Annotated in this window: 21 protein-coding genes; 9 read left to right on the forward strand and 12 right to left on the reverse strand. The window is 48.8% G+C overall.

Features of this window, described 5'->3' with window-relative positions:
- Positions 1–362 (reverse strand): tetratricopeptide repeat protein (locus AS151_RS05230; RefSeq protein WP_139240522.1); only part of this gene is annotated, 362 nt, incomplete at its 3' end.
- A gap of 32 nt (positions 363–394) precedes the next feature.
- Between AS151_RS05230 and AS151_RS05235 the strand changes: the two genes are divergently transcribed.
- Together AS151_RS05235 and AS151_RS05240 are read left to right on the forward strand one after the other, a co-directional pair.
- Complete coding sequence (locus AS151_RS05235) at positions 395–847, forward strand: tRNA-binding protein (RefSeq protein ID WP_211517534.1); 453 nt, start codon at positions 395–397, stop codon at positions 845–847.
- Between the two features lie 77 nt (positions 848–924).
- On the forward strand, positions 925–1,356 hold the full coding sequence (locus AS151_RS05240) for a SufE family protein (RefSeq protein ID WP_071515997.1): 432 nt from the start codon (positions 925–927) through the stop codon (positions 1,354–1,356).
- Positions 1,357–1,867: 511 nt separating this feature from the next.
- On the opposite strand, the gene AS151_RS05245 is transcribed toward AS151_RS05240, so the two are convergent.
- The 5 genes from AS151_RS05245 to AS151_RS05265 form a co-directional block, all read right to left on the reverse strand.
- Positions 1,868–2,344 (reverse strand): GNAT family N-acetyltransferase, encoded by a 477-nt coding sequence (locus tag AS151_RS05245; protein ID WP_071515998.1) that lies wholly within the window; start codon positions 2,342–2,344, stop codon positions 1,868–1,870.
- A 6-nt stretch (positions 2,345–2,350) separates the two neighbouring features.
- Positions 2,351–2,560: a hypothetical protein gene (locus AS151_RS05250; RefSeq protein ID WP_071515999.1), complete on the reverse strand. Its 210-nt coding sequence runs from the start codon at positions 2,558–2,560 to the stop codon at positions 2,351–2,353.
- Positions 2,561–2,591: 31 nt separating this feature from the next.
- Positions 2,592–4,400 carry a sodium:solute symporter family protein gene (locus AS151_RS05255; protein WP_071516000.1) on the reverse strand — a complete coding sequence of 603 codons (1,809 nt, stop codon included), beginning with the start codon at positions 4,398–4,400 and terminating at the stop codon, positions 2,592–2,594.
- 361 nt (positions 4,401–4,761) lie between these two features.
- Positions 4,762–5,139 carry a hypothetical protein gene (locus AS151_RS05260; RefSeq protein WP_071516001.1) on the reverse strand — a complete coding sequence of 126 codons (378 nt, stop codon included), beginning with the start codon at positions 5,137–5,139 and terminating at the stop codon, positions 4,762–4,764.
- Between the two features lie 102 nt (positions 5,140–5,241).
- Positions 5,242–6,633, reverse strand: a complete 1,392-nt coding sequence (locus AS151_RS05265; RefSeq protein ID WP_071516002.1) for an MFS transporter — start codon at positions 6,631–6,633, stop codon at positions 5,242–5,244.
- 469 nt (positions 6,634–7,102) lie between these two features.
- On the opposite strand from AS151_RS05265, the gene AS151_RS05270 reads away from it, so the two are divergent.
- Complete coding sequence (locus tag AS151_RS05270) at positions 7,103–7,240, forward strand: photosystem II reaction center protein K (protein WP_071516011.1); 138 nt, start codon at positions 7,103–7,105, stop codon at positions 7,238–7,240.
- A gap of 125 nt (positions 7,241–7,365) precedes the next feature.
- Here AS151_RS05270 and AS151_RS05275 read toward each other — a convergent pair whose 3' ends face one another.
- Entirely contained in the window at positions 7,366–8,283 is a 918-nt protein-coding gene (locus AS151_RS05275; protein WP_071516003.1) for a Sll0314/Alr1548 family TPR repeat-containing protein, read from the reverse strand.
- A gap of 175 nt (positions 8,284–8,458) precedes the next feature.
- Here AS151_RS05275 and AS151_RS05280 point away from each other — a divergent pair, with 175 nt between their 5' ends.
- Genes AS151_RS05280 through AS151_RS05300 form a run of 5 tightly spaced genes read left to right on the forward strand, consistent with a single transcriptional unit; the run spans position 8,459 to position 13,062 of the window.
- Complete coding sequence (locus AS151_RS05280; RefSeq protein WP_071516004.1) at positions 8,459–9,148, forward strand: energy-coupling factor ABC transporter ATP-binding protein; 690 nt, start codon at positions 8,459–8,461, stop codon at positions 9,146–9,148.
- Between the two features lie 52 nt (positions 9,149–9,200).
- A complete protein-coding gene (locus AS151_RS05285; RefSeq protein ID WP_071516012.1) occupies positions 9,201–10,268 on the forward strand; it encodes a hypothetical protein in 1,068 nt (355 codons plus the stop codon).
- 57 nt (positions 10,269–10,325) lie between these two features.
- Positions 10,326–11,717, forward strand: a complete 1,392-nt coding sequence (locus AS151_RS05290) for an aspartate ammonia-lyase (protein ID WP_275527970.1) — start codon at positions 10,326–10,328, stop codon at positions 11,715–11,717.
- 51 nt (positions 11,718–11,768) lie between these two features.
- Positions 11,769–12,056 (forward strand): hypothetical protein, encoded by a 288-nt coding sequence (locus AS151_RS05295; protein WP_071516005.1) that lies wholly within the window; start codon positions 11,769–11,771, stop codon positions 12,054–12,056.
- A gap of 46 nt (positions 12,057–12,102) precedes the next feature.
- Positions 12,103–13,062: a DUF362 domain-containing protein gene (locus AS151_RS05300; RefSeq protein ID WP_071516014.1), complete on the forward strand. Its 960-nt coding sequence runs from the start codon at positions 12,103–12,105 to the stop codon at positions 13,060–13,062.
- A 42-nt stretch (positions 13,063–13,104) separates the two neighbouring features.
- Here the strand turns inward: AS151_RS05300 and AS151_RS05305 are convergent, their stop codons facing one another.
- The 5 genes from AS151_RS05305 to AS151_RS05325 all read right to left on the reverse strand — a co-directional run bounded on the left by AS151_RS05305 (position 13,105) and on the right by AS151_RS05325 (position 22,434).
- A complete protein-coding gene (locus AS151_RS05305) occupies positions 13,105–15,648 on the reverse strand; it encodes a bifunctional diguanylate cyclase/phosphodiesterase (protein ID WP_071516006.1) in 2,544 nt (847 codons plus the stop codon).
- 487 nt (positions 15,649–16,135) lie between these two features.
- Positions 16,136–16,624: a hypothetical protein gene (locus AS151_RS05310; RefSeq protein WP_071516007.1), complete on the reverse strand. Its 489-nt coding sequence runs from the start codon at positions 16,622–16,624 to the stop codon at positions 16,136–16,138.
- Positions 16,625–16,825: 201 nt separating this feature from the next.
- The gene (locus AS151_RS05315) at positions 16,826–18,415 is read right to left on the reverse strand and encodes an iron uptake porin (protein WP_071516015.1); all 1,590 of its coding nucleotides are present in this window, start codon (positions 18,413–18,415) and stop codon (positions 16,826–16,828) included.
- A 613-nt stretch (positions 18,416–19,028) separates the two neighbouring features.
- Complete coding sequence (locus AS151_RS05320; protein WP_071516008.1) at positions 19,029–19,583, reverse strand: universal stress protein; 555 nt, start codon at positions 19,581–19,583, stop codon at positions 19,029–19,031.
- A 112-nt stretch (positions 19,584–19,695) separates the two neighbouring features.
- Positions 19,696–22,434 (reverse strand): bifunctional acetate--CoA ligase family protein/GNAT family N-acetyltransferase, encoded by a 2,739-nt coding sequence (locus tag AS151_RS05325; protein WP_071516009.1) that lies wholly within the window; start codon positions 22,432–22,434, stop codon positions 19,696–19,698.
- Positions 22,435–22,482: 48 nt separating this feature from the next.
- Between AS151_RS05325 and AS151_RS22485 the strand changes: the two genes are divergently transcribed.
- Positions 22,483–22,804 (forward strand): hypothetical protein (locus tag AS151_RS22485; RefSeq protein ID WP_211517535.1); only part of this gene is annotated, 322 nt, incomplete at its 3' end.

The following is a 22,804-nucleotide window of genomic DNA, read 5'->3' on the forward strand; positions in this document are numbered from 1 at the left end:
TGGTCTCCGGTGGCTTGCCACAGTTTGGCTAGGTTGCGATACACGCCGGCTAAGTGGGGATTGAGGCGAATGGCGGTTTGATAGCTATCGATGGCGGCTTGCCATGTTTGGTGTTGTAGGTAAATGTTGCCTAAGTTGGCATAGGCTTCGGCGAAATCTGGCGATAGGGAAATGGCGGTTTCGTAGGCTTGTTTGGCGGCGGTTATCTCTCCCTGTTGCTGGTAAATGTTGCCTAGGAGTTTGTAGGCGGCGGCGTTGTCTGGTTGTTGCTGGAGAATGGTTTGGCAAGTGGTGGCGGCTTGCTGCAGTTTTCCTTGTTGGAGATATTCTTCGGCTGCGGCAATCCAGTCGGCAGATGGCATAGCTGCTAATTTTTTATATTTATCTATCAACGATGGCAGAGATTTCGCCTGTGGGGTCAACACCCGTACCAGCAACCGGTATCATGGTGACGGAAAATATCCGATATCCAATGGGAGATGAATTTTTTATGGCAGAAAACCCTTCTCAAGCCAATCCGGAAATTGACCTACAGGAGTTTATGCAGGTGGATATGCGTGTTGGTAGGATTGTGGAGGTAGAACCCAATCCCAAAGCGAAACAACCGGCTTATATTCTGAAAATCGATGTGGGAGATTTGGGGATGAAGACCAGTTCTGCCCAACTAACTCATAATTATACAGAAGAAGAGTTGTTGGGCAAGCAGGTGGTGGTGGTTGCCAATCTTCCTCCTAAGAAAGTGGCTGGTGTTTCTTCGGAGGTTCTGGTGTTGGCGGCTTGCGATGGGAAGGAGACGATTCTCTTGCAACCCCATCTGCCGGTGAAGAATGGTTCCCCGATTCGCTAATCTCTACCTTTGCCGACGCTCTATTTTTTTTTATACTGTAGGTGCGTGGTAAATTATTGTTCTATTTTTGGCAGTCTATGGTTTCTACTCCTTCTCCCAAACTGAATAAAATTGTGCAACGGTTTCAACGGGTTTCCAATCCCAAGCGTAAATACGAACAGCTTCTTCATTTCGCTAAGCGGTTGGAGGCGTTGCCGGAAGACCAAAAGGTGGCAGAGAATAAGGTTCCTGGTTGCGTTTCTCAGGTCTATGTTATTGCTGAGTTTCGCGATGGCAAGGTCTGGTATCGCGGCGATTCCGATGCACAGTTGGTGAAAGGTTTGGTGTCTCTGTTGATTGAGGGTCTCAATGGTTTGACTCCGGAGGAGATTTCCCAGATTTCTCCCGATTTTATTCAAGAGACTGGCTTAAATGTTAGTTTAACCCCTTCCCGCGCTAATGGGTTTTACAATATTTTGCAAATGATGAAGCACAAGGCGTCGGCTTTTCAACAGGAAGCTGCTGTCTAAACTGGTAGTCGGCGATCGCTTTTTCCCCTATTTTCTCTGTTCTCTATTCTATCCTCTCTTAGGATGATAGGGCGCTGGGCGATCGCGATTTTTTTCTCTGGGGCTTGACTTCCCGCACTCCCTTGACGTATACTTCTATATAATGGGATAGACGTGTTTGTCGCTGACTCCCTCTATTTCCATTATTTATATTTATCTTCTAAACTTAACTTACCATACCCACCCCAGAAAATCAATACTTCCCAAAAAAAATCTCCTATTTTTGATTGGGGCGCAATTTAGATGGCTGCTGCGGAGGAATCTGCTCGATCTGCTGTTGCCAATTCCAATTGAGAGGAGCGTTAGGATAGGGCGCTGGGCGATCGCGATTTTTTCTCTGGGGCTTGACTCCCCGCACCCCCTTGACGTATACTTCTATATAATGGGATAGACGTGTTCGTCGCCGACTCCCTTTATTTCCATTATTTATATTGACCTTCTAAACTTAATTTACCATACCCACCCCAAAAAATCAACCCTCTTCCCCCAAATTTTTCACCATCCAGAGAGACTGGGTATGATAGCCCAACTTTTCATATAAATGGAAAGCATGTTCGTTATCGAGAAAGACTTGCAAACCAATTTGGTGATCGCCGCGTGTTTTCGCCCAATCTTCCGCCTTGCGTAGCAAAGCCGTACCAATGCCCTGACGGCGGTAGTGGGGCATCACATAAAGTAAAAATATATAAGCCGTAGGTCTACCCGCAATTTGGTCGGTAGCATTGCCCATCCACAGACAACCAATCGGCGACTGCTGGGAAGAAGGATTCGCATCCGCCAGCTTCGCAAACCACAAAGGGGTAGCCACCGACAGATACCGATCCACCGTACTTTCCAAATGAGACACATCCGGTTGGGGATACAACTCCTGATAGCATTGCTGCATCAACTTCAACAGCAAAGGACGTTCTATCGGAGAACCGCTATCGATGCGATACCCTAAAGCCATCTGATTTTATTGAAAATATTTCCCATCAAAATACCCAAATGAATTGGAATTCCTGCCAAAATCTAGCGAATGGGAGAGGGAAGGAACCACACCGCTGGGGGCTGGCGTTACCATATCATCGGGTAAAAAGATACGGGCACTGGTAGCCGCCAAAGCCACCAAAAATACCAAAACAATCAAAATCGGAGCTACAACTTGTCGAAAAAACGCCTGCATAACTTTACTTTTCGTTACATTTTCCTGTATTCTACCATTTTTCAGCATCGGAAACATCCCTATCCGACAATCCCGGTCTGGGGGTAGGCGCAACGCGAGATTTTCGCAGCCGCTGCAGCCACATCCAACCCACCCCAGCAATCATGGCAAACATCCAGCCGGCAAAGGGTTGCAACAGCAAAAAGCCACCAATACCAAACATAACGCCAAATAGTAAAAACAAAGCCGCGATCGCTTGCTTCACATTGCGTAACAAATCTCCTTCGCTTTCAATTCCCGTCGCCTTAGCCTGCCGCTGCCAAAACCCAGGAGGTCGAACCCTAGCATAAAACCGATTCAACGTATCGTCATCTTCGGGAGGCGTCAGCAACATCGCCGGAATCCAAATTGCCGCCGTCACCGCCGAAGTCACCACCAACCGCCAGCCAAAATCATCAATTTGCAAAATGGGAACCACACTAGTCGAAAATCCCACCACAAATCCTGCCAGCATAGAAGTCAGTTCTGCCATAGCATTAATACGCCACCAAAACCAACGTAATATTAATACCAATCCCGGACCCGTGCCAATGGCAATCACCAACTGAAAGACCATCGCCACGCTTTCCGAGAAAAACGCCGCCGTTGCCCCCAACACCGTCACCAACACCGATGCCAAACGACCCACCGCCACCAACTGCAGCTGGCTGGCATTGGGATTGAGAAACCGCAAATAGATATCGTTGGTTAAATAGGATGCCCCCCAATTAATAGAAGTAGAAACCGTACTCATAAACGCCGCCAACAGGGAAGCCGCCACCAATCCCAACAATCCTGGCGGTAAAAATTCCAGCATCAGTTTGGGATAGCCCAGTTCTCGATCGCTGAGTTCGGGATATACTGCGATCGCGGCTAAAGCCACCACAATCCACGGCCAGGTCCGTACGATATAGTGCAGAATATTAAAAAACCACGCCGCCTTCTCCGCCTCCACCTCATCTTTGGTGGAAATCAACCGCTGGATAAATTCGCCCCCCCCATCGCTGCGACGAAACGACCACCACTGTACGAAAGTATAGGCAAAAAAGCTACTAGCAGTGATACCGGCGGTTTCCTGCCAGCGAATACCTGAAGTATCCCAAGATAGGGGAAAAAACGATAGGGTATCGGCTGGGGTATTGGTTTGAACCTGGGCAATTAAAGTTTCCATTCCCCCCACCGAGTTCACCGAGACCACTGCAACGGCAATTGCCCCCAACAATCCCAGGAAAAATTGGAAAAAATCGGTGACGACCACGCCCCACAACCCGGCAAAACTGGTGTAGAGTAAGACCAACAGGCTGACACCAATGGTACTCAATAATTTTACCTGTTGTCCGGGTTCGATGCCCAAACTGGACCAGATTTCCAAGGCATCAACAACTTTGACCATGGCTAGCATGGCGTAGCCGATACCGATGCAGTTGATGGGAACGGCGAAGAGAAAGGCTTTGACGCCCCGCAGCCAGGCTGCCCCACGACCGCCGTAGCGAAGTTCTGTCAGTTCTGCGTCGGTGACCACTTGCGATCGCCGCCACAATCGGGCAAAGATATAAATCATGATAATATGGGCGATGGCGAAGTTCCACCATTCCCAGTTGCCGGCAATGCCGCGATCGCCTACGACGCCGGCGATGTATAATGGGGTATCGATGGAAAAGGTGGTGGCTGCCATGCTGGTTCCTGCCAACCACCAGGAAAGCGATCGCCCGGAAACAAAAAATTCTTCCAAACTTTTGCCACCGCGACGGGAAAGCAGAAAGCCTAACAGTAAAGAAAATCCTATATAAACTAGGCAGATAGACCAGTCTAGAATTGTCATTTTGAATAGTATTTTTGCATAGGGATGGTGTGGGAGATTTTACCTGGTTTGGTTGTTTCTGTAAATTGGCACCACGAAGACACAAAGGGCACAAAGGTGGGGCGCTTTTTCTCTAAAATCAGATAAGATTGGTTGTTCAGTTCCCAATGCTTCTTTATTGGGAGAAAATACAACGATGGTCTGAATATTTTTAATTGCCCTGGATGTTATTATACGGAATCTGTACAATTCCAATTCGATGGTCAAAACAATAGGGGCATTTCGCGAAGCGCTCCTACAAAAATATGGGAATAGTTATGATAGGGAATAACTGAATTTCTATGAATTTTTTATTTTAATTTTATAGATTTCTTTTCTGTGTTTAGTCGTCGTAACTAAATTTTAAAGCTTTATATTCGTCCATATTTTTATGCCGGCAAAGAACTTGTTTGCTATCCTGTTTTTCTTTCACGCAGTTAATTTCTTCGGCAAAACGAGACAAACGATTTTTGTAATCGCCAGGATTGACATTTAAGCGACGGCGAAACTGGGACCAAGTTACATCGATGGTTTCTCCCGAACAAAGCATTTCTACCTCGCCGCGTTCTACGTCAATATCGCCGGGGTCGAATTCTACTTCGGCGTCTTCAATTTCTTCAAACCGACAATTTTCTAACTGCCTGCTGCCACAGGCAACCAAAAGAGAAACAGCAATGGCAACAGCGGCAACTATTTGAATGTTTTGTATTGGTGGTAACATGCAAATTTCCGCCTATCTGGTTGCAAAGATATCTATAGGGTAGGGGAAATCGAGGAGAAAAAAAAGAGCGATCGCTACAAACAGCGATCGCTAGTAGGGAGGTTAATTAGCGGATGCTGAAGAGTTTGCCAACCGTTTCTTCTCCAGTTCAAAGAGAGTATTTTGATAGGTAGTGCGATCGAGGGGATAAACAAACGTCAAAATCAAGCTTCCCACCAATGCGAAGACAGGTACGAAGACAACGATATAACGAATTGCTACCAAAGCCGACTCGGGTTGGATCACTTCTACAGGACCCGGTACAGATTCGGCGAAACCAAACTGGTTCAGCAGGTTTCCTACTAGGAACAGTCCCGTTGCCAGGATAAATTTTTGTAGGAAAAGCAGCAGACTCCAGAACAAGCCTTCCCGGCGTTTACCAGTATGTAGTTCGTCCCAATCCGCCACTTCCGGCAGCATGGATGGGGGAACCAGATAGGAAGAGGCCATACCAAATCCAGAGGTGGCAGCGAGGAAGTACATTTGATTGATTTGTCCGGGTTCCAACCACAACCAGTTGATACTGGCAACAATCCAAATACTGCTTCCCAACCAGTGAACCACTCGTTTGCCCAGGCGACGGCTTAAAGGTTCCCAAACGAACATCCCCATCAAAGCCATGCCTTGGATAACCAGAATCACTTGGGTGGTCTGGGTGGAATCGAGGTCCATGTAGTGGTTGACGAAATAAGGTACAATGGCAGGCGTAATTTGTACGGCCAGCCAGGCTAAGGCGTGAATCCCCACCAGAAAGAGTAGGGGGCGATTTTGAAATAGGGATTTAAATTGTTGCCAGCGGGAACTGTCATTGGTTGGCTGCGTGTATGGGCGTTCTTGCGTTCCCCAGCAGCAAAAACCGATCGAGGCGACTGTGAGGAAAGCGCCGACCAGGCCTAAATCCCAAAGTTGTTGTGTGGGTTTATATTCCCATTGCGCGATCGCGCGCATGATAGCAAGAGCCCCCATGCATCCAGCGAGGGAAAAGCCAAAACGAAGTCCGTTCAATCGTACGTGGTCTTGCGGTTTGTCGCTTTGGTCGGTTAGCAATGCTCCGTAGGGAATTAGGTAAATGTTAGCAGCCGTTTCAAAGATGAGCACTAGGGCTAGGTAATAGACGAAACGAAACCATTCTGAAGTTGGAGGAACCCACCACATGAGCACGAAGCTAACAGCCATGATGGGGGCACTTAAAATCATCCAAATGTGCCTTCTCCCCCAACGGGTCTGCAAGCGATCGCTGAACTGACCCACAATCAGCGTACTGACAGCACTCCAGGAGTGGGCCAAAAACATAATCAGACCGGCTAAGTCCGCAGGCAGTCCAGCGACCGTGGTCATGAAGAATAGAAAGAAGACCAGGACGGCGTTTCCTGCCAGCGAGGGACCGAAATCTCCTAAACCGTAGGCAATTTGAGTGGAAAGACCTAACTTTCCCTGACTAGAGCATTGGCTCATACGAATTCAACCTGCAAACTTCACTACTTCCAAATCCGTCTCCATACTAGAAAATTTTCAGCGGAAATAAAGAAGTAAAAACAATTCTTAAGTTTCATGAAGAACCTATAAAGCAGCCTGAACGTTCGTTGCCAGAAACCCTGGAAACACTGGGATTTGGGGGGTCGCTACCAACCAAGAAAAAGTCAGAAATTGATTCTTAGTTGCTGTGGAATTTTGAAAAGCCACAACCCATATATGCCGGGATTTTTTATTTTATTTTGGCGAAAAAATTGCTAGTGTAATCTAAAAAAGTTAGGTAAGAATTGCTCGGAAAAAGTGTCAATTAGCAACAAAAAATCGAGTTTTGCGTCGGGATCGCCAATGGAGAAAGGGATTCAAGAGCCGGCAATGGCTGGTCGCAAATGGCAATTGCCGTGTTAAAATTTTTGGCGAATATGAAACCTCTATTGCAAAGGACGAACCACAGATGGAAGCAGCTATGCTATTCGCCAAACTCCCAGAAGCTTACCAATTCTTCGATCCCTTGGTAGACGTACTGCCAATTATCCCTGTGTTCTTTCTCCTGTTGGCTTTCGTTTGGCAAGCCGCAGTTGGCTTTAAATAAACTTATATAGGGGGGATTGGGGGCGTGGGGGTGTATCGAGCGTATCGAGCCTACCGAACCTGGGAGATCGAAAAGTACAATCGATTGTTTTCTCCCATGCCCCGAAGCTCCCTCCAATTCTCCAGCTAATCCAACAACTGGTGACAAACACTGCGATCGCGCTCGGCCAAATCCGTAGCCAGCCGACAGTGTTCGTAGGCAATTTGGCGGGAAATTTGTGGCAATAACTGCGATCGCCTAGCTAGAGCAGCTTGAAAATATTGCAAACTTTTCTCTTTTTCCCCTTGATGGAGCAAAATTTGTGCCTTTAAATACAGCAAATCGGGATTGTGGGGATGAATCGCCAACGCCTTATCCACATACTCTCTAGCTTGGTCTGCTTTTTCCAAATCCCGATAGCCAATAGCAATGCCACGATAGGCCACATAAGCGGGTTTGCCGTGTTCCTCCATCCGTGCGATCGCTTCATCGGGGTTGGCAAAAGGCAAATTCACCGCCAGCATCAAATCCATATAGCCGCGAATTAAATTTAATTCCGGGTCTTGGGGAGAAATTTCTTCCGCAGCGGATAGGTTCTTGAAAATAGGTCGCAATTTTCCCAACGCTTTCGCCACGCCGCCAACATCCTCCGTAAGCACCATATGGGCCCCGATCAAAAAATGCCCCACAGCCATATAGGTATGTCCCCGCAGCGGGTCTTCTTTTACCAAATCCCGAGCGGATTCCAAGGTTTTCTCGCTGTAAGTTAAAAACGCATCCCAATCTGATTCCAAATACTCCACCGACGCTTGCAAAGCGTAGTGCATGGGTTCATCGGGTTCGCTGGCTCTTGCTTTTTGGAGGTGAACGAGGGCATAGGCATAATTACCATGTTGAAAAACCGCGCGAAAAGCTGCTTCTGTAGATTCGCCAATAGGGTGGGGATTGGTATCGCGGAAAGGATCGCCAGCCACGGCCGGTGTTACCCATCCCGTCACTGCCAGCAGGAAGCCACCAGCGAAGGCCGAACCAACTTGTATTTTTGCCACCAACCAACGTTTCATAGAAAATCAAATTGAAAATAAAGGAAAAAATAACCGGTGGGACCGCCCACTGACTGTGGTGGAGACTGATAGGGAACGCTACAAGTTCCGCAATGGGCTATGACTGCTGTTGGCAACCAAGTTCTACAATAATAGATTAGAGGTTTCAAAAGTTGGCTATTGTTGGCATTCATTCATGCTGTATTTAAAAGATTTGGTCTACCATCCCCCAGCCAGTCCCACAGCGATTTTAAAACCAACCAATCTGGAGTTGGTGCCGCAAGAATTGGCATTGATTGTCGGTCCCAGCGGTTCGGGAAAAACCACGCTACTAGAAATTTTAGCGGGATTGGCCCGGAAAACCAGCGGTGAAATTTGCTGGTGCAATGGTGCCTACCGCAGCGGTTCTTCGAGCCATCGCCAACTGACCCCAGAAGACATGCAGGAAATCTCGGGATTGGTCTTTCAATTTCCCGAGAGGCACTTTTGCGGCAATAGTATCTTAGAAGAACTGCGTTTGGGACATCCCGAATTTAGTTCCCAACAAATCCAACAAACCTTGCAAGAAGTGGGATTGGACCATCTTTCCCTAGATACCTCGCCTTATTCGTTAAGCGGCGGTCAGCAACGGCGATTGGCTTTGGCGGTACAGCTAATTCGCCAACCCCATATATTGCTGTTAGACGAACCTACAGCGGGATTGGATTGGTCCATGCGTCGCCAGTTGGTGAGTTTGCTGGAAAAATTGCGGGGTCATTGGACCTTGTTGGTGGTCAGCCACGATGCCAGCGAACTTACTGAAATTGCCGATCGCTGCTGGCACATTCATTTGGGGGAAGTCAAAGCGGTGGATACGAACTTTCCCAAAAGCAACCAAAGCGCATGAAATCGTGCCATAATGGTTCGACGATTCCATACTAGATGTCGTGTTTGCGGTTATGGTTGAGTCTCCTGTGTCCTCGTTTGACGAAGAACCCGCTCAAAAATTAGAAAATCTCGATGCTGGCGAGTTGCAATCGCTGCCGGAGTTAAATTTTCAGCTTCCCGATCCGGAGGATGAAGAGCTTTCGGATGAGACGTTTCAAGAACAGGTGGATACGGCATGGCGTATTTGCGATCGCTTTGACTTGCAAACGGATATTTGGCGCGGTCGGATTATGCGGGTAGTACGCGATCGCGAGAAGAAAACCGGCGACGGTCACCGAATGGGGTTTTTAAACTGGCTGAAGGAACGGGAAATTAGCAAAAGTCAAGCTTATTCCCTGATCGAACTAGCGGATAGTGCGGACAAACTGCTGGCCAATAGCGAGTTGGCGTCCGATGCCATCAATCATTTCAGCAAACGTGCTTTTGTGGAAACCGCCAAAGCTTCTCCAGAGGTCCAACAGGTAGTGACCGATGCGGCCAAACGTGGCGATCGCATTACCCAGCGGGAAGTCCGGCAACTGGCTGACGAATGGACGGCTATGAGTTCCGATTTGCTACCGGAGGAAGCCAAGGAAAAAGCCGCCGACCAATCGCTGCCGCCGCGGTATTTGGCCCCTTTGGTCAAGCAAATGGAAAAGCTACCGGAATCCCACCAAACGGCGCTTCAAGAGAATTTAGCCCAAAATCCCAATACGGAGACGGTGAAAAATATCACCAGCGAGGCGCGCAATTTATCGAAATATCTGGATGCGGCGGCGCGGATTCGTGCTTTGGAAGATAGCGATGCGGATGTGGAGATGGCGTTGGAAGAGGCGATGCGTCTTGATTGTTTGGGGATGGCTTCGGATTTGCTAAATCAAGCGGCACAGCTGGAACAAGCTGCTGTCAAACTCCACGGAACTTGGCAGCGTTTGTCTGGTTTGGCCGATCGCTTGTACGTGGAAACTGGTGCTTCTACGCCCCACTTGCGATCGCTGTTGAGTGCGATCGAAAAACTATCCCAGGAAAATATTGAGGTTTCCCTGGGAGAAGCGGAGAACGAACGTACGGTCCGTTTGCGTATTATAGATAGCGATTGATTACCATAAAATATATCATTTGTCAAGTTATTTTTTTTCAGGAGGAAAACATCCCAGGTGCGTACAGAAAAAGATTCCATGGGGGAACGCCAGCTTCCCGATGAAGTATACTACGGCATTCAAACCTTACGGGCAACGGAAAATTTTCCCATCAGCGGCATCAAACCCCTGCCTACGTATGTGGATGCGGGGATTTGGCTGAAGAAAGCCACAGCCATGGCGAACCGAGATTTGCAATGCATCCCGGAAGATGTGGGCAATGCGATTATCCAAGCCGCCGATGAAATTTTAGCCCAAAAGTGGCGCGACCAATTTGTGGTAGATGTGTACCAAGCGGGGGCAGGCACTTCCCACCATATGAATTTAAACGAAGTCCTAGCCAATCGGGCTTTGGAAATTTTAGGCGATCGCAAGGGCAACTACCAACGGGTCAATCCCAACGACCACGTCAATTACGGTCAATCCACCAACGATGTGATTCCCACGGCGATTCGCATTGGCGGCTTGCTGGCGATGGAACGCACCCTCAAACCGGCAATTCTGGCTGCCATAGCGGCGTTGGAGGCCAAAGCAACGGAATTTCAAGATATTATCAAATCCGGACGCACCCACAACCAAGATGCGGTTCCGGTATCGCTGGGAGAAGAATTGCGCGCTTGGTCGGTCATTTTGCGAGACCACTGGCGGCGGTTGCAGCAAGCCAGCGAGGATTTAAAAGTTTTAGGCATTGGCGGTAGCGCGACGGGAACCGGTCTCAATACCCATCCCCAGTATCCCCCATTGGTGGTGCAGTATTTATCTGCAATGCTGGATATTGCTTTTGCAGAATCCCCCCATCGCATGGCTGCCATGCAGAGTATGTCGCCTTTTGTGAATATATCTGGGGCATTGCGCAATTTGGCCCAGGATTTGGTTAAGATTTCTCACGATTTGCGCTTGATGGATTCGGGTCCCAATACGGGGTTGCGGGAAATTCAGCTGCCGCCGGTACAGCCGGGGTCTTCGATTATGCCGGGGAAATACAATCCGGTGATGGCGGAGATGACTTCGATGGTATGTTTTCAGGTGATGGGCTACGATCAAGCGATCGCCTTGGCAGCCCAAGCGGGTCAGTTAGAATTAAATGTAATGATGCCACTGATTGCGTACGACTTGATTCACAGTTTGGAGTTAATGGGACGGGCGTTGGATGCGCTTACCCAACGTTGCTTGCAGGGAATTGCTGCCCATCGCTCCCGCTGCCGGTCGTACGCGGAAAAAAGTTTGGCTTTGGTGACGGCTTTGAATCCCCATATTGGCTATTTAAATGCTGCCAAGGTGGCGAAAGAAGCTTTGGAAACGGGCAAGTCAATCCGAGAGATTGTTCTGGAGAAGGAACTGATGTCGCCAGAAATGGTGGCTTCGGTTTTGGATTTAGAGAAAATGAGCGGCCAAGACCGGGAACCCTAACTGTAGAAGGATTGGCTTGGCTGGTCGCATGAGCTCAAAAGGAGGATCGATATGCTCAGACAACAATCTCCCAATACAACGCAAGTCACGTTCCACTACACTGACACTCAAGCGGAAACGTTTAATGTTCCGATTTCCCCGGACCAATTTTACCAACAGTTGGATGCAGCTGCCTCCCAAAATTGGCTGGTTTTGCACTTATTTGACCAAAGTATTACCATTCGCATGCAACATTTGGTTAAGGTGGAAATTAAACCGGCGATTGCTGAGTTGACAGGTCAGGGCGTTTTCCCCAATGCAGAGCGCATGACGGCTTTGAAAAGGGGCGCTATGCGCTAGCGAGTTTTGATTTTTGTTGTTTGCTGGTATTTTCAAGTTTAATTTTATGAAGCCTACGGTTTCTCTGCTTGCTGCTAATTCTTACGAAAATGAGGCTCTAACCCGATCGCTTGCCCAACTTTTGACCCCGTGGGGTGGCATGGCTGCCTTTGTCAAACCAGGCGATCGCGTTTTACTCAAACCCAATTTGCTAACGGGCGCGCGTCCCACCAAAGAATGCGTTACCCGAGCGGAATTGGTAGCTGCGGTGGCGGAAATGGTGCAACAGGTAGGGGGCAAGCCATTTCTAGGGGATAGTCCCGCTTTTGGTAGTGCTTTGGGGGTTGCCAAGGCGAACGGCTACGAATCCCTGTTACAAAGGCTCAATCTGCCTGTGGTAGAGTTTCAAGGACATCGCTACCAAACCGCCAGCAATAATTTTAACCACCTATTGCTTAGCAAAGAAGCCATGGATGCGGATGTGGTTATCAACTTACCCAAAGTAAAATCCCATGTCCAATTAACTATGACTTTGGGGGTCAAAAACTTATTTGGCTGTGTTCCTGGAAAAATGAAAGCTTGGTGGCACATGGAAGCTGGTAAAGACGCCCACCGTTTCGGAGAAATGCTGGTGGAAACTGCTCGCACCATTGCCCCCCAACTAACGATTGTAGATGGTATTATCGCCCACGAGGGCAACGGACCCAGCAACGGCGAACCTAGGGAGTTGGGGATTCTCGGGGCGTCGGATCGTGTTTTTGCCCTCGATGCCGCTATGTTGGCAGTGTTGCAGGTCAACCCACAACAGGTTCCCACGGCGGTAGCGGCACAAAGGTTGGGTCTGCAGCCACCAGAAGTCAACTTTGCCTACCAAACACCTGCGGATTTGCGCGTTGACGACTGGCAACTACCGGAAAATCTGATGCCCATTGATTTTGGTTTGCCCCGGGTGGTTCGTTCTACGTTCAAACATTTCTATATCCGTTTTATCAAAGAACCTTTGCGCGCCTATACGAAAGTTGGGTGAGGTTTGGTATCCTGAGTATGGGAGATCGGGAAATTTGGGAAATCAATTTATTTGTGTCTCCCATACCTCCATGTTCCCAAACCCTTCTTCCGACAAAAAACAAGCAGAAATGCGATCGCTTGCTGCCTTAGCATTTAGGGGTTTGGCGAAGAAATACCCTTGGGCTTTTTCGCATTGGAGTTGCTGCAATTGTTGCAACTGGGATTGGGTTTCTACCCCTTCTGCGACCACTTCCATGCCTAGGGTATGGGCTAGAGTAATAATCGTACGAACGATTTCTGCACGTTCTGGGAAGTTGAGGTGTTGGTGGGTGCGATCGGGGCGAATTTGACTGACAAAAGATTTATCAATTTTAAGCGTGTTCACAGGGAAGCTGTGTAGGTAACTTAACGAAGAATATCCCGTTCCAAAATCATCGATACTCAGGTTAATGGCGCGCTGACGCAATTGTAATAAAAGATTGGTAACCGGTTCTGGATCGTCCATGAGCATGCTTTCGGTGAGCTCTAGGGTCAAAAAATGACCAGATAGCCCAGTTTCTGCGAGAATTCTATCTAAATTTTCTAAAATACTATCGTCCCGTAGCTGTTTCCCAGATAGATTGACGCTGACGCGCAGGGGTAAATTGTTGGGGAAGACTTGTTGCTGCCACAGGCGCATTTGCTGGCAGGCTTGACGCAAAACAATATTGCCCAAATCGACAATAAGACCGGTTTCTTCGGCGATGGGGATAAATTCGGCAGGACCTAACAAGCCGCGGTAGGGATGCTGCCAGCGAACCAGGGCTTCAAATCCGGTAAGTTCGTAGGTATCGATGCGAATAATGGGTTGGTAATATAGCAGAAATTCTGAATATTCGGGTTCTTCTGCCCAAATAGCCCGGCGCAGGTCGTTTTCGATTTTCAGCAGTTTGACTGCTGGGGCATGCATGGCGCGGTCGAAGATGGTATAGCGGGATTTGCCCAGTTCTTTGGCGCGGTACATGGCTAGGTCGGCGTCTCGCAGCAGTTGTTCCGGGCGGGTATAGTTGTAGGAACTCAGGGCAATGCCGATGCTGACGGTGGTGAAGACTTCGTGACCTTCCACATGATAGGGAACTGAAAGGGCTTGGCGGATGCGTTCGGCAATTTGTACGGCGTCTTGGGCGGTTTCGATGTCTTCCAGGAGAATGGTAAATTCGTCGCCCCCCAAACGGGCAACGGTGTCGCTGCTGCGTAGAATTTTTTCTAGCGATCGCGCGATCGCAATTAGCAGCTTGTCGCCGACCAAATGCCCCAAACTATCGTTGACAATTTTAAAACGGTCCAAATCCAAAAACAAAACAGCAAATAAGGACTCTCGATGGCGTTGGCTGCGTTTGAGTGCCCCTTCCACCCGTTCCATAAATAAGTTACGATTGGGCAAGCCGGTGAGAGCATCGTGCAAGGCATCGTGTAGAAGCTGTTCTTGGGCAAGTTTGCGATCGCTAATATCTTCTGCAATTCCCACCACGCGATACACTTCCCCCCGGTCGTTTTTCACGGGAAAGGTCCGATGCCAAATCCAACGGATTTGTCCGTTTTCGTCCACCAAGCGGTATTCCAGGTGGCTGGGTTCGCGACACCACCGGCGGTCTACCCAACTTTTCACCAATTCCCGTTCCTGGGGATGGATGCGTTCCAGCCAACTGTGGGCATCTTCGTACAAGCGATCGCGGGATTCCCCCCAAATGGACTCGTAGGCGGGGCTGACGTACAGCCACTGTTCGGTTTCTGGGGAAAACAACCAAAAGACATCTTGAATGTTTTCTGCTAGCTGCCGAAACCGTTCTTCACTCTCTCGCAGGGCATTTTCTGTCTGGCGGCGGTCGGTAATATCCCGTACGGAAACTACGTAAACGGATCTCCCCTGCCAAAGGGCCGGGGCAACGCGCATTTCGCCGATAGCTAGTTTGCCTTGCGTACCCAAAAGTTGAATTTCTGCTGTTTCCTCTCGTACGACGGGTAAGCCCAATTCGCTGCCCAGCAACTCTTCTAGCTTGCGATCGAACAATTTGGTGGCGGCTGGGTTGGCAAAACAGATTTTCCCGTTTTGGTCTACAATCAAAATGCTGTCGGAAGTATTGGTGACGATCGCGTTGAGTTGGTTTTGACTTTCTTGTAGGGCCAAGAAAGGATAATTTTCGGAAGTGAGGTTTGGTGAGGAAGGGAGACAAACCACTGCCAAAATCCCTAAAAAATCATCCTGACGATCGAATAAAGGAATAACGTTTATGCGAGTCAGCAACGCCGAACCATCTTTGCAGGTAAATTCGACGGTCCAATTGCCTTGGATGCCTTGCTTGCTACTTTCCCAGTATTGCTGTACGGTAACGCTAACGGCTGGCGTCAGAAAATCAAATAAGGAAGCGTTTAATATTTCCTCGCGCCGATATCCCAACAAAGCTGCCATTTGGGAAGTCACTTCCACAGTCTGCCCTTGTGCGTTCAGCCACCAAAGACCCTCTTGCATGAGAGCTAACAAGCGATAATATTTTGCCAAGCGTTCGTGTTTTTTGGCTTCGTTCGATCGGGAATCTGGCGACGAAAAAGATGATTGGTGGGGCATAGTCTTTGGTAGCTCGGTTGCCTCTCTTCCGCTTTCAAAATAGTTGTAAAATGGCTTTGGTTGGCTGTTGTTTTCGTACATTTTCCCGGATTGGCTAGTGACAGCATGATGCAGCTATCTAGAAAGCCGCTTTTGCGGTCTAAGAAATTATGTTTGGAAACTCCCAGATCCCATCCCCAACTCATGCGAAGTGCCATCAGTAGCAATACCTGGCTTGGGGCCTGGCAAGTAAATTTACAGAAAAACACGCTTGCTGTCCCCTACAAGGGCGATGAATAGCAAGTTTTCTTGTTTTCCCAGTTGCTATGCGATCGTATATACATTCTATCTTATAAGTTCTGTGGGCAATTAAAAATTTCGCTGCCTATGGAGATCCGAATATTTCTTAAATATTTATTTTTTTTAATTACAAATATTTAACAGACCAATTTATCAAGTTCGTTTTTTGCTAAAATTCCGTAATTTGGCCTAACGGTGGAATACTCTTTTAAAATTGCCGACGCCAAGACTGGGCCATAGCTTGGATATAAAGCCGCAGGGGGAACTGGTAGGCTTCGACAAATAACCAAACCACAATTGATAGATGCACGAAAAATGTCAATCCTGCCCACCAATAAGGAAATTGGGCTAAGAAAGTTCCTTCTATAGGTGGGAAAATCAAAGCGGTAGCCACAATTAAACTTGGGGGAAACAGAACCAAAACTAAGGCTGCCAGCCAGTACCACCAACGAATTTGGGTGGTTCCCAAACGGGCATCTTGCCAAAAATGACCGTTCCAACGCCAAGAAAGGCTGGGAAAGCGATCGCTCATTTTTAAAACTTGCTGTTCCAAATCTATGGTAAAAATATGCTGGCAAAAGTCACAGGAAACAGCTTCCATCAAAGGCATGGAGGAAATTTTTCCCCAACGACAAACCGGACAGGGATATTCGTTCTGGTAGCTGAGAGGTTTCTGCGTAGGCGGTGTGTTCGGCATAATTCCAGGAAATATCTAAAATATTAAAAAGCATTGAGTTACGGTGGTTATTTTAACGTAGTTTTTGGATAGCGATCGCGGGGCCGGTCTAAGTCTTTATACGAGCAAAACGAACGACCGCATAAAAAAAACTACCCCCAACTTGGCGGTAGATAGCTTTTTCAGCAACCGTCTGCTGCGGTATCTCGATTGTAATAAATCTTAAAAAAGAAAGATGGTGCGAATATTCCCAATGACGATGGCATCGTTGCTGCCTTCGTGTTCCGGATTGAAAACGGTTACGATACCTGGTTCGATGGCAATGCCTTCGGTTACCTGATAGCGGTAGAACCCTTCCACATGCCAAGCGGTTTCTCCATCTTCCTCACCACCGTCATTGTGCGTCACTTTGGGAGGTTGCCCCACCACCAAACCGGCTTGAGATCCTTTTCTATCTAAGTTAGAAACAGCCAGGGTAACTGCCCAGTTCCAAATGGTAGCGTCATCACCGGTATCCGCCTGACCAGTACGATCTTCTGCATTGGCTAACGTCACTCCCGTCCAACTGCCCAGAGTCACATCGGGAGTGAGGTTCCAAGAAGCTTGCAGGCCGAAATGGTTGCCTGAGGTAGCCGTATCGCCAAAAGGCTGGTTGGCGGTTTTGCTGCCGGTTCCGCCGGTAAGGGCTACGCCATCGCCGGGGAAATAAGAACGGATGTAGGTTCCGGTCAAACGTAAGTCTGAAACCGGAGAAAGTTGGATTTGTCCTAAGGCAGCAAAGTGACCGTTAAACAAACCTTGTTTTTGACCGGAATTGCTGGCATTGCGGGCTAGATAACCGCCATAAATGCTGAGACTGTTGCTTATTTCGTAGCTTACGGTTACGCCAGAACCGCCCAATCCTTGCCGGTAGATGGGATTGAACCGTCCAAAACGGGATAATGCCCCTGTGATTTCTGGGGTGAAGAATTCGTTTAAGGTGGGTATGTTGGCGAAAAAGTTGCCCCCAATGATGTCGATGTTGGCTTGCAAGCGATCGCTGATGGGAAAGCGATAAAACATTTTGCCGTTAATAAAATTATTGTTTGTATCAACGTCAAATGCCAATCGACTCATGTTGGTTCCAGTGGCGTTGGCAAAGTTGGTGGAATTGGCGGCAACGAGGAAGGTTTTTAGTAAGTCTTTACCGGTAAAACTGGTATTGAGAATCAGACGAGTGCGGTGGGAAAGGGTGGTATTTTCATCGATATCCCCCTGGGAATCCCCCGCTTGTTCGTCACCCAAGGCACCGCTGAGAAAGAAACTGCCTTCTCCTTGCAATTTTGTGGTGGTGGAAAATTGTTGGTTCTGCAGTTGGCTGGTTCTGGTTTCTAAGCTATCGACGCGATCGCGTAAGGTGGCGAGGGAGTTTTGAAAATCGCTTTGCAAACGCTCTATGGTTGCTAAATCTTCCTGAGAAACTACATTGTTGCCTCTGGCTTCCAGAAACTGTGCTATCTGTTCCAAACAAGCGTTGAGTCCGGCGGCAAATTCGTAGCGGGTTAAGGTGCGATCGCCGTTATAAGTCCCGTTGGGATAGCCTGACAGGCAACCGTAGCGTTCGATGAGGGATTGCAGGGCTTGAAATGCCCAATCGGTGGGTTTTACATCTCGAAGTTGGGAGACAGATGTGATGGATTGAGCGGATAATGGGGCGTTTTTGGCTAGTTTGGGTGGTTCTTGCGTTTGGCTCCAGACGGGATTTGCTGGAAAAACAAATGCTAAATAACTAAAAATTCCCATTTTGAGCATGGGAAGGAAAAGCTTCATCATACTTGGTTCCTCATACAGCAGCCATCGAACAACCAAATGGTAGCTCGATTGCGTAAAAATGATAATCATTATCACTGTGATTGTCAACGCTGCTCTGCTCCCTCCTAAAAATGAATTTTTGAAGGGCGCAGGCGTTTTTGGTTTGAGAAACCAGCTAGAAAGCTAGCGGATTACGAAAAAAGACGGGAGCTGGAAAGCCCTACCTCTTTCCCAGCAGGGAGGAAAAGCGACCCGTGTGGCATCAAGTCCATGTACTAGAATCTAGAAAAGCAGGCGAAATTTTTTAACCTATTTTCGTTCATCATGTTGACTCTCAGCGACGAATTCTCGCCTCAAACCGACATGCCGCCAGATTCACATCATCGAATCGGGGAAAAAGCTGCTTTCTTGAAGAACTCATTTCTGCTCCCATTGTGGCTATCAAACCTATCGAGACGTGCAGCAGCACAAGTGGTTTTGAACCGAGGTGTCGCAAGTACATCCACCACAGGGTAGAAAAAAGCTTGTCGAGGGTCCCTGTGGCCGGGGATGGACTAGCTCATAGCGCATCTCTTCCCAGGCACACCCAATGAAGCGAGAATCTCACGAGTTCTATTCGTGAGAATGTCAAAGCTTAGCTATGATGCGTTTCTTTTGCTGCTTCTGAGGATTCATCAGCAGTATTTTCTTCTGGTTCTTCCCCGACATCTGTTCCCTGAACCACCAAAACCGCACAATGGGCGTGGTGCAGTACGTAATTGCTAACGCTACCCAGAACGAATTCCGTCCAACCGCTTCTACCCCGACGACCCAATACAATCAAATCGGTGTCGGTGTTAGCGGCAATATCGCAAATCCAGGAACCGGCAGGGGCAAAGCGACATTCAAACCCTACGGAAATTTGTTTATCCTCGGCTGCCTGCAAGTAAGGCTGCATGGCGTTTTTTGCCTCTTGAATGGCTGATTCGAGTTTTTCTTCCCGTAGTTTTTGAAAGCTATCCAGCAGTTCTGCGTTGGCGGGATTGCCAATACCCACCAGAGAGCTATTAGCTTTCTCTTCATATTCGTGGGGAAGGGCATGAAATATGATTAGGTGGCTGTTGTGTTCCTCGGCAATTTTTAAAGCTTTTTCAAAGACAGCTTGGGAGCGTTCGGAGCGATCGAGGGCAACAAGAATTTTTTTATACATGGTTCTTTCTCAAGAGAACTCAGCAAAAAAGGAAAAAAGCAAGGCACAGCGATCGCCCCTCCAGCAACTTACTGAAGGAGCGTCGCGTTTTTGATGGTTGTCCTACAGAGGGCTACAAGTTGAGTTCTACCCGTACCAATTCGCCACCGCGATGCAATTGGAAACCAACTTTTTCGCACACCCGTTGCATAGCGTAATTTTCGGCTAGGACTTCAGCTTGGATGTGCCGGAGATTTTCTTCTTTGCCTACTTGTACCAATCGTTTCAGCAGTTCGGTTCCCAATCCTTGGCGCTGGTAGGCATCACTTACCAACATAGCAAATTCGGCACTGGGGACGCCATGTAGCTTGCTCAAACGAGCCACAGCCAAAATTTCCCGCTCGCCCCGATCGGGATGTTGGCGTTCGGCCACCAGAGCCATTTCCCGGTCGTAATCGATAAAGCAAATACGGGTCAGGCGTTCGTGGGCGATGCGGCGGCTGAGCTTCATTAAATTAAAATAACGCAAATAGACGCTTTCTTGGGATAAGCTTTCATGAAACTTAACCATCAAAGGTTCGTCCTCCGGACGAATGGGACGAATGGTCACCGGCGTTTCATCGCGCAGCTGCCAGGTTTGGACATACTGTAGGGGATAGGGGCGAATGGCGGGGGTGGGCAGTTTTTCCTCGCTGGTATTTCGATCGAACACCACCACCCGGGCATCCAAAGACACCAAGCGATCGCTGGAAGCCAGTAAAGGATTGATATCGATTTCCTGAATCCAGGGATTTTCCACCACCAGACGGCTGAAATTGACCAAAATTTGTTCCAAAGCTTTCAAATCCACCGAATGGCGACCCCGGATGCCCTGCAAAGCCTTATAAATCTGGGTTTGTTCCATAGCCCGGCGCGCTAGGGTGGTATTTAACGGAGGCAAAGCGATCGCGCGATCGCGGAATACCTCCACCAACTGACCGCCACTGCCAAACACCAGAACCGGACCAAACTGCGGGTCAATGCTGCTACCCACAATCAACTCGTAACCGCCGTCCAAATCCAGCATGGGTTGGACGCTCACCCCTTGAAAATGCTCTGCGCCGGCTTTCTCCGCCACATTGTTCTGAATCGTCCGGTACGCCCAACGCACCGCTTCTGCATCTTTTAAATTCAACTGTACGCCCCCCACATCAGTTTTGTGGGTGACCGTTTCCGAAAACAGCTTCACCACCACCGGATAGCCTACAGAATCCGCCAGTTCCACCGCTTCGGCTTCGGTTTTGGCAGTACCGGTTTTCACAATAGGAATTTGATACGCCGCCAACACCTGTTTGGACTCTACTTCCGTTAAAATCGTGCGACCGGCTTGGCGCGCCGTTTCGAGAATCTCTTTAACCGCCACGCGATCGTACTCTTCTTCTTGCGTAGCCGGCAACGTCGGCGTTTCGTAAATCCCCGCCAAATTGTAACTGTACTGCCACATAATATTAAACAACCGCGCCGCCGCATCGGGATAGCGGTAGGTAGCGATTCTGGCACGATTGAGAATGGCTTCGCCGGTGGTCACTTCATCGCCACCCATCCAGCTAGCCAAAATCGGTTTTTCAGCAGTTTGGGCGCTGGATTTTAACTGTTCGGCAGTCTCCGTAGGATTGGTCATAGCTTGGGGGGTCAAAATCACCAAAACCCCATCATTGCCCGGGTCGTTGCTGACAATTTCCCAAGTTTTGGCATACCGCTGCGGGTCGGCATCGCCGAGAATATCGATAGGATTGCCGTGACTCCAGTGGGCAGGCAGCACTTCGTTGAGTTGGGAAATGGTTGCCTCCGAAAGGCTAGCTAACTGACCGCCGGTATCCACCAAAGCATCCGTTGCCAAAACGCCGGGTCCGCCAGCATTGGTAATAATCGACAATCGCGGTCCTTTGGGCAATCGCGCTTGCTTGGAAAGCACTTCCGCCAAATCGAACAATTCAGAAATGCGATCGACTCGAATCACGCCGCAGCGGCGGAAAGCAGCATCCAAGACATCGTTGCTGCCGGTCAGCGAACCCGTGTGGGAAGCAGAGGCTTGGGCAGCTTCTGCGGTTTTGCCGGCTTTGATGACGATAATGGGCTTGGTCATCGCCACTTCCCGCGCCGCAGATAGAAAAGAGCGGGCGTTGCCGATGGATTCCATGTAAATCACAATGCTCTTGGTATTGGGATCGTCGCCCAGGTAGTAAATTAAATCTCCCCAATCCACATCCAACATGGAACCAATGGAAACAAAGGCGCTAAACCCGACGTTTTCCGAAAAACTCCAGTCCAAAACCGCCGTACAGAAAGCACCGCTTTGGCTGATAAACCCAACATTTCCCGGACGAGCAATAGTACTGGCAAAGGTGGCATTCAACCCTTGGATGGGATTCATGACCCCCAGGCAGTTGGGACCAATAATCCGCATCTTGCCCCGGGCGGTTTCCATAATTTGCCGTTCCAGTTCGATGCCCTCTGCACCGATTTCTTTAAAGCCAGCGGAAATAATAATCGCGCCTTGAACGCCGGCTTCCACACATTGGCGAACAATATCGACAACGGTGGCGGCAGGTGTGGCAATGATGGCCAAATCGACCGGTTGCGGAGTTTCTTTAATACTGGGATAAGCGGGAATGCCCAGAACGCTGGAACGTTTGGGGTTGACGGGGAAAATCGTCCCGCCAAAGGGATGGCTAATGAGGTTCCAAAGTAACGTACGACCAACGCTGCCCGGTCTCTCGCTGGCCCCAATTACGGCTACGGTATTCGGTGCGAAGATAGAACTGAGAGGTTGCCGTTCCGCACGCAGAATATCGTAAGCTGGGTCGGTTGTTCTCTGTAGGTTTTGCGTCATGGTGGCTGCTACCTTGCAATGACTTCTCTGGCGTCGGGATAGGTGGGCATGATTTGCCCAATTTCCATTGTCTCGTTTCGCAATGGATCCCCTCTACTTTATTGGTCATTTTTAATTTTTGATGGCGATACAGTTGTTTTTTGTTGTGTAGAACACAACCGCTTCTCGAGCAGGGGGCATAAAAAAAACTCCCCCACCTCAACAGGCAGGGGAGCGACAACCGTACTGTTACGGTCTATTTGCAAAAGCGAGGGTACACTTCGCTATATCCAGGCACAGCCAGCATTAACCAAACTTGCTAGCCGTACTGGCGATGAGGAAGGCGGCATAGGTGAGAATGTATCCCACCGTAAAGTGTGCCAGACCTACC

This window comes from Geitlerinema sp. PCC 9228, from assembly GCF_001870905.1.
Taxonomy (GTDB): domain Bacteria; phylum Cyanobacteriota; class Cyanobacteriia; order Cyanobacteriales; family PCC-9228; genus PCC-9228.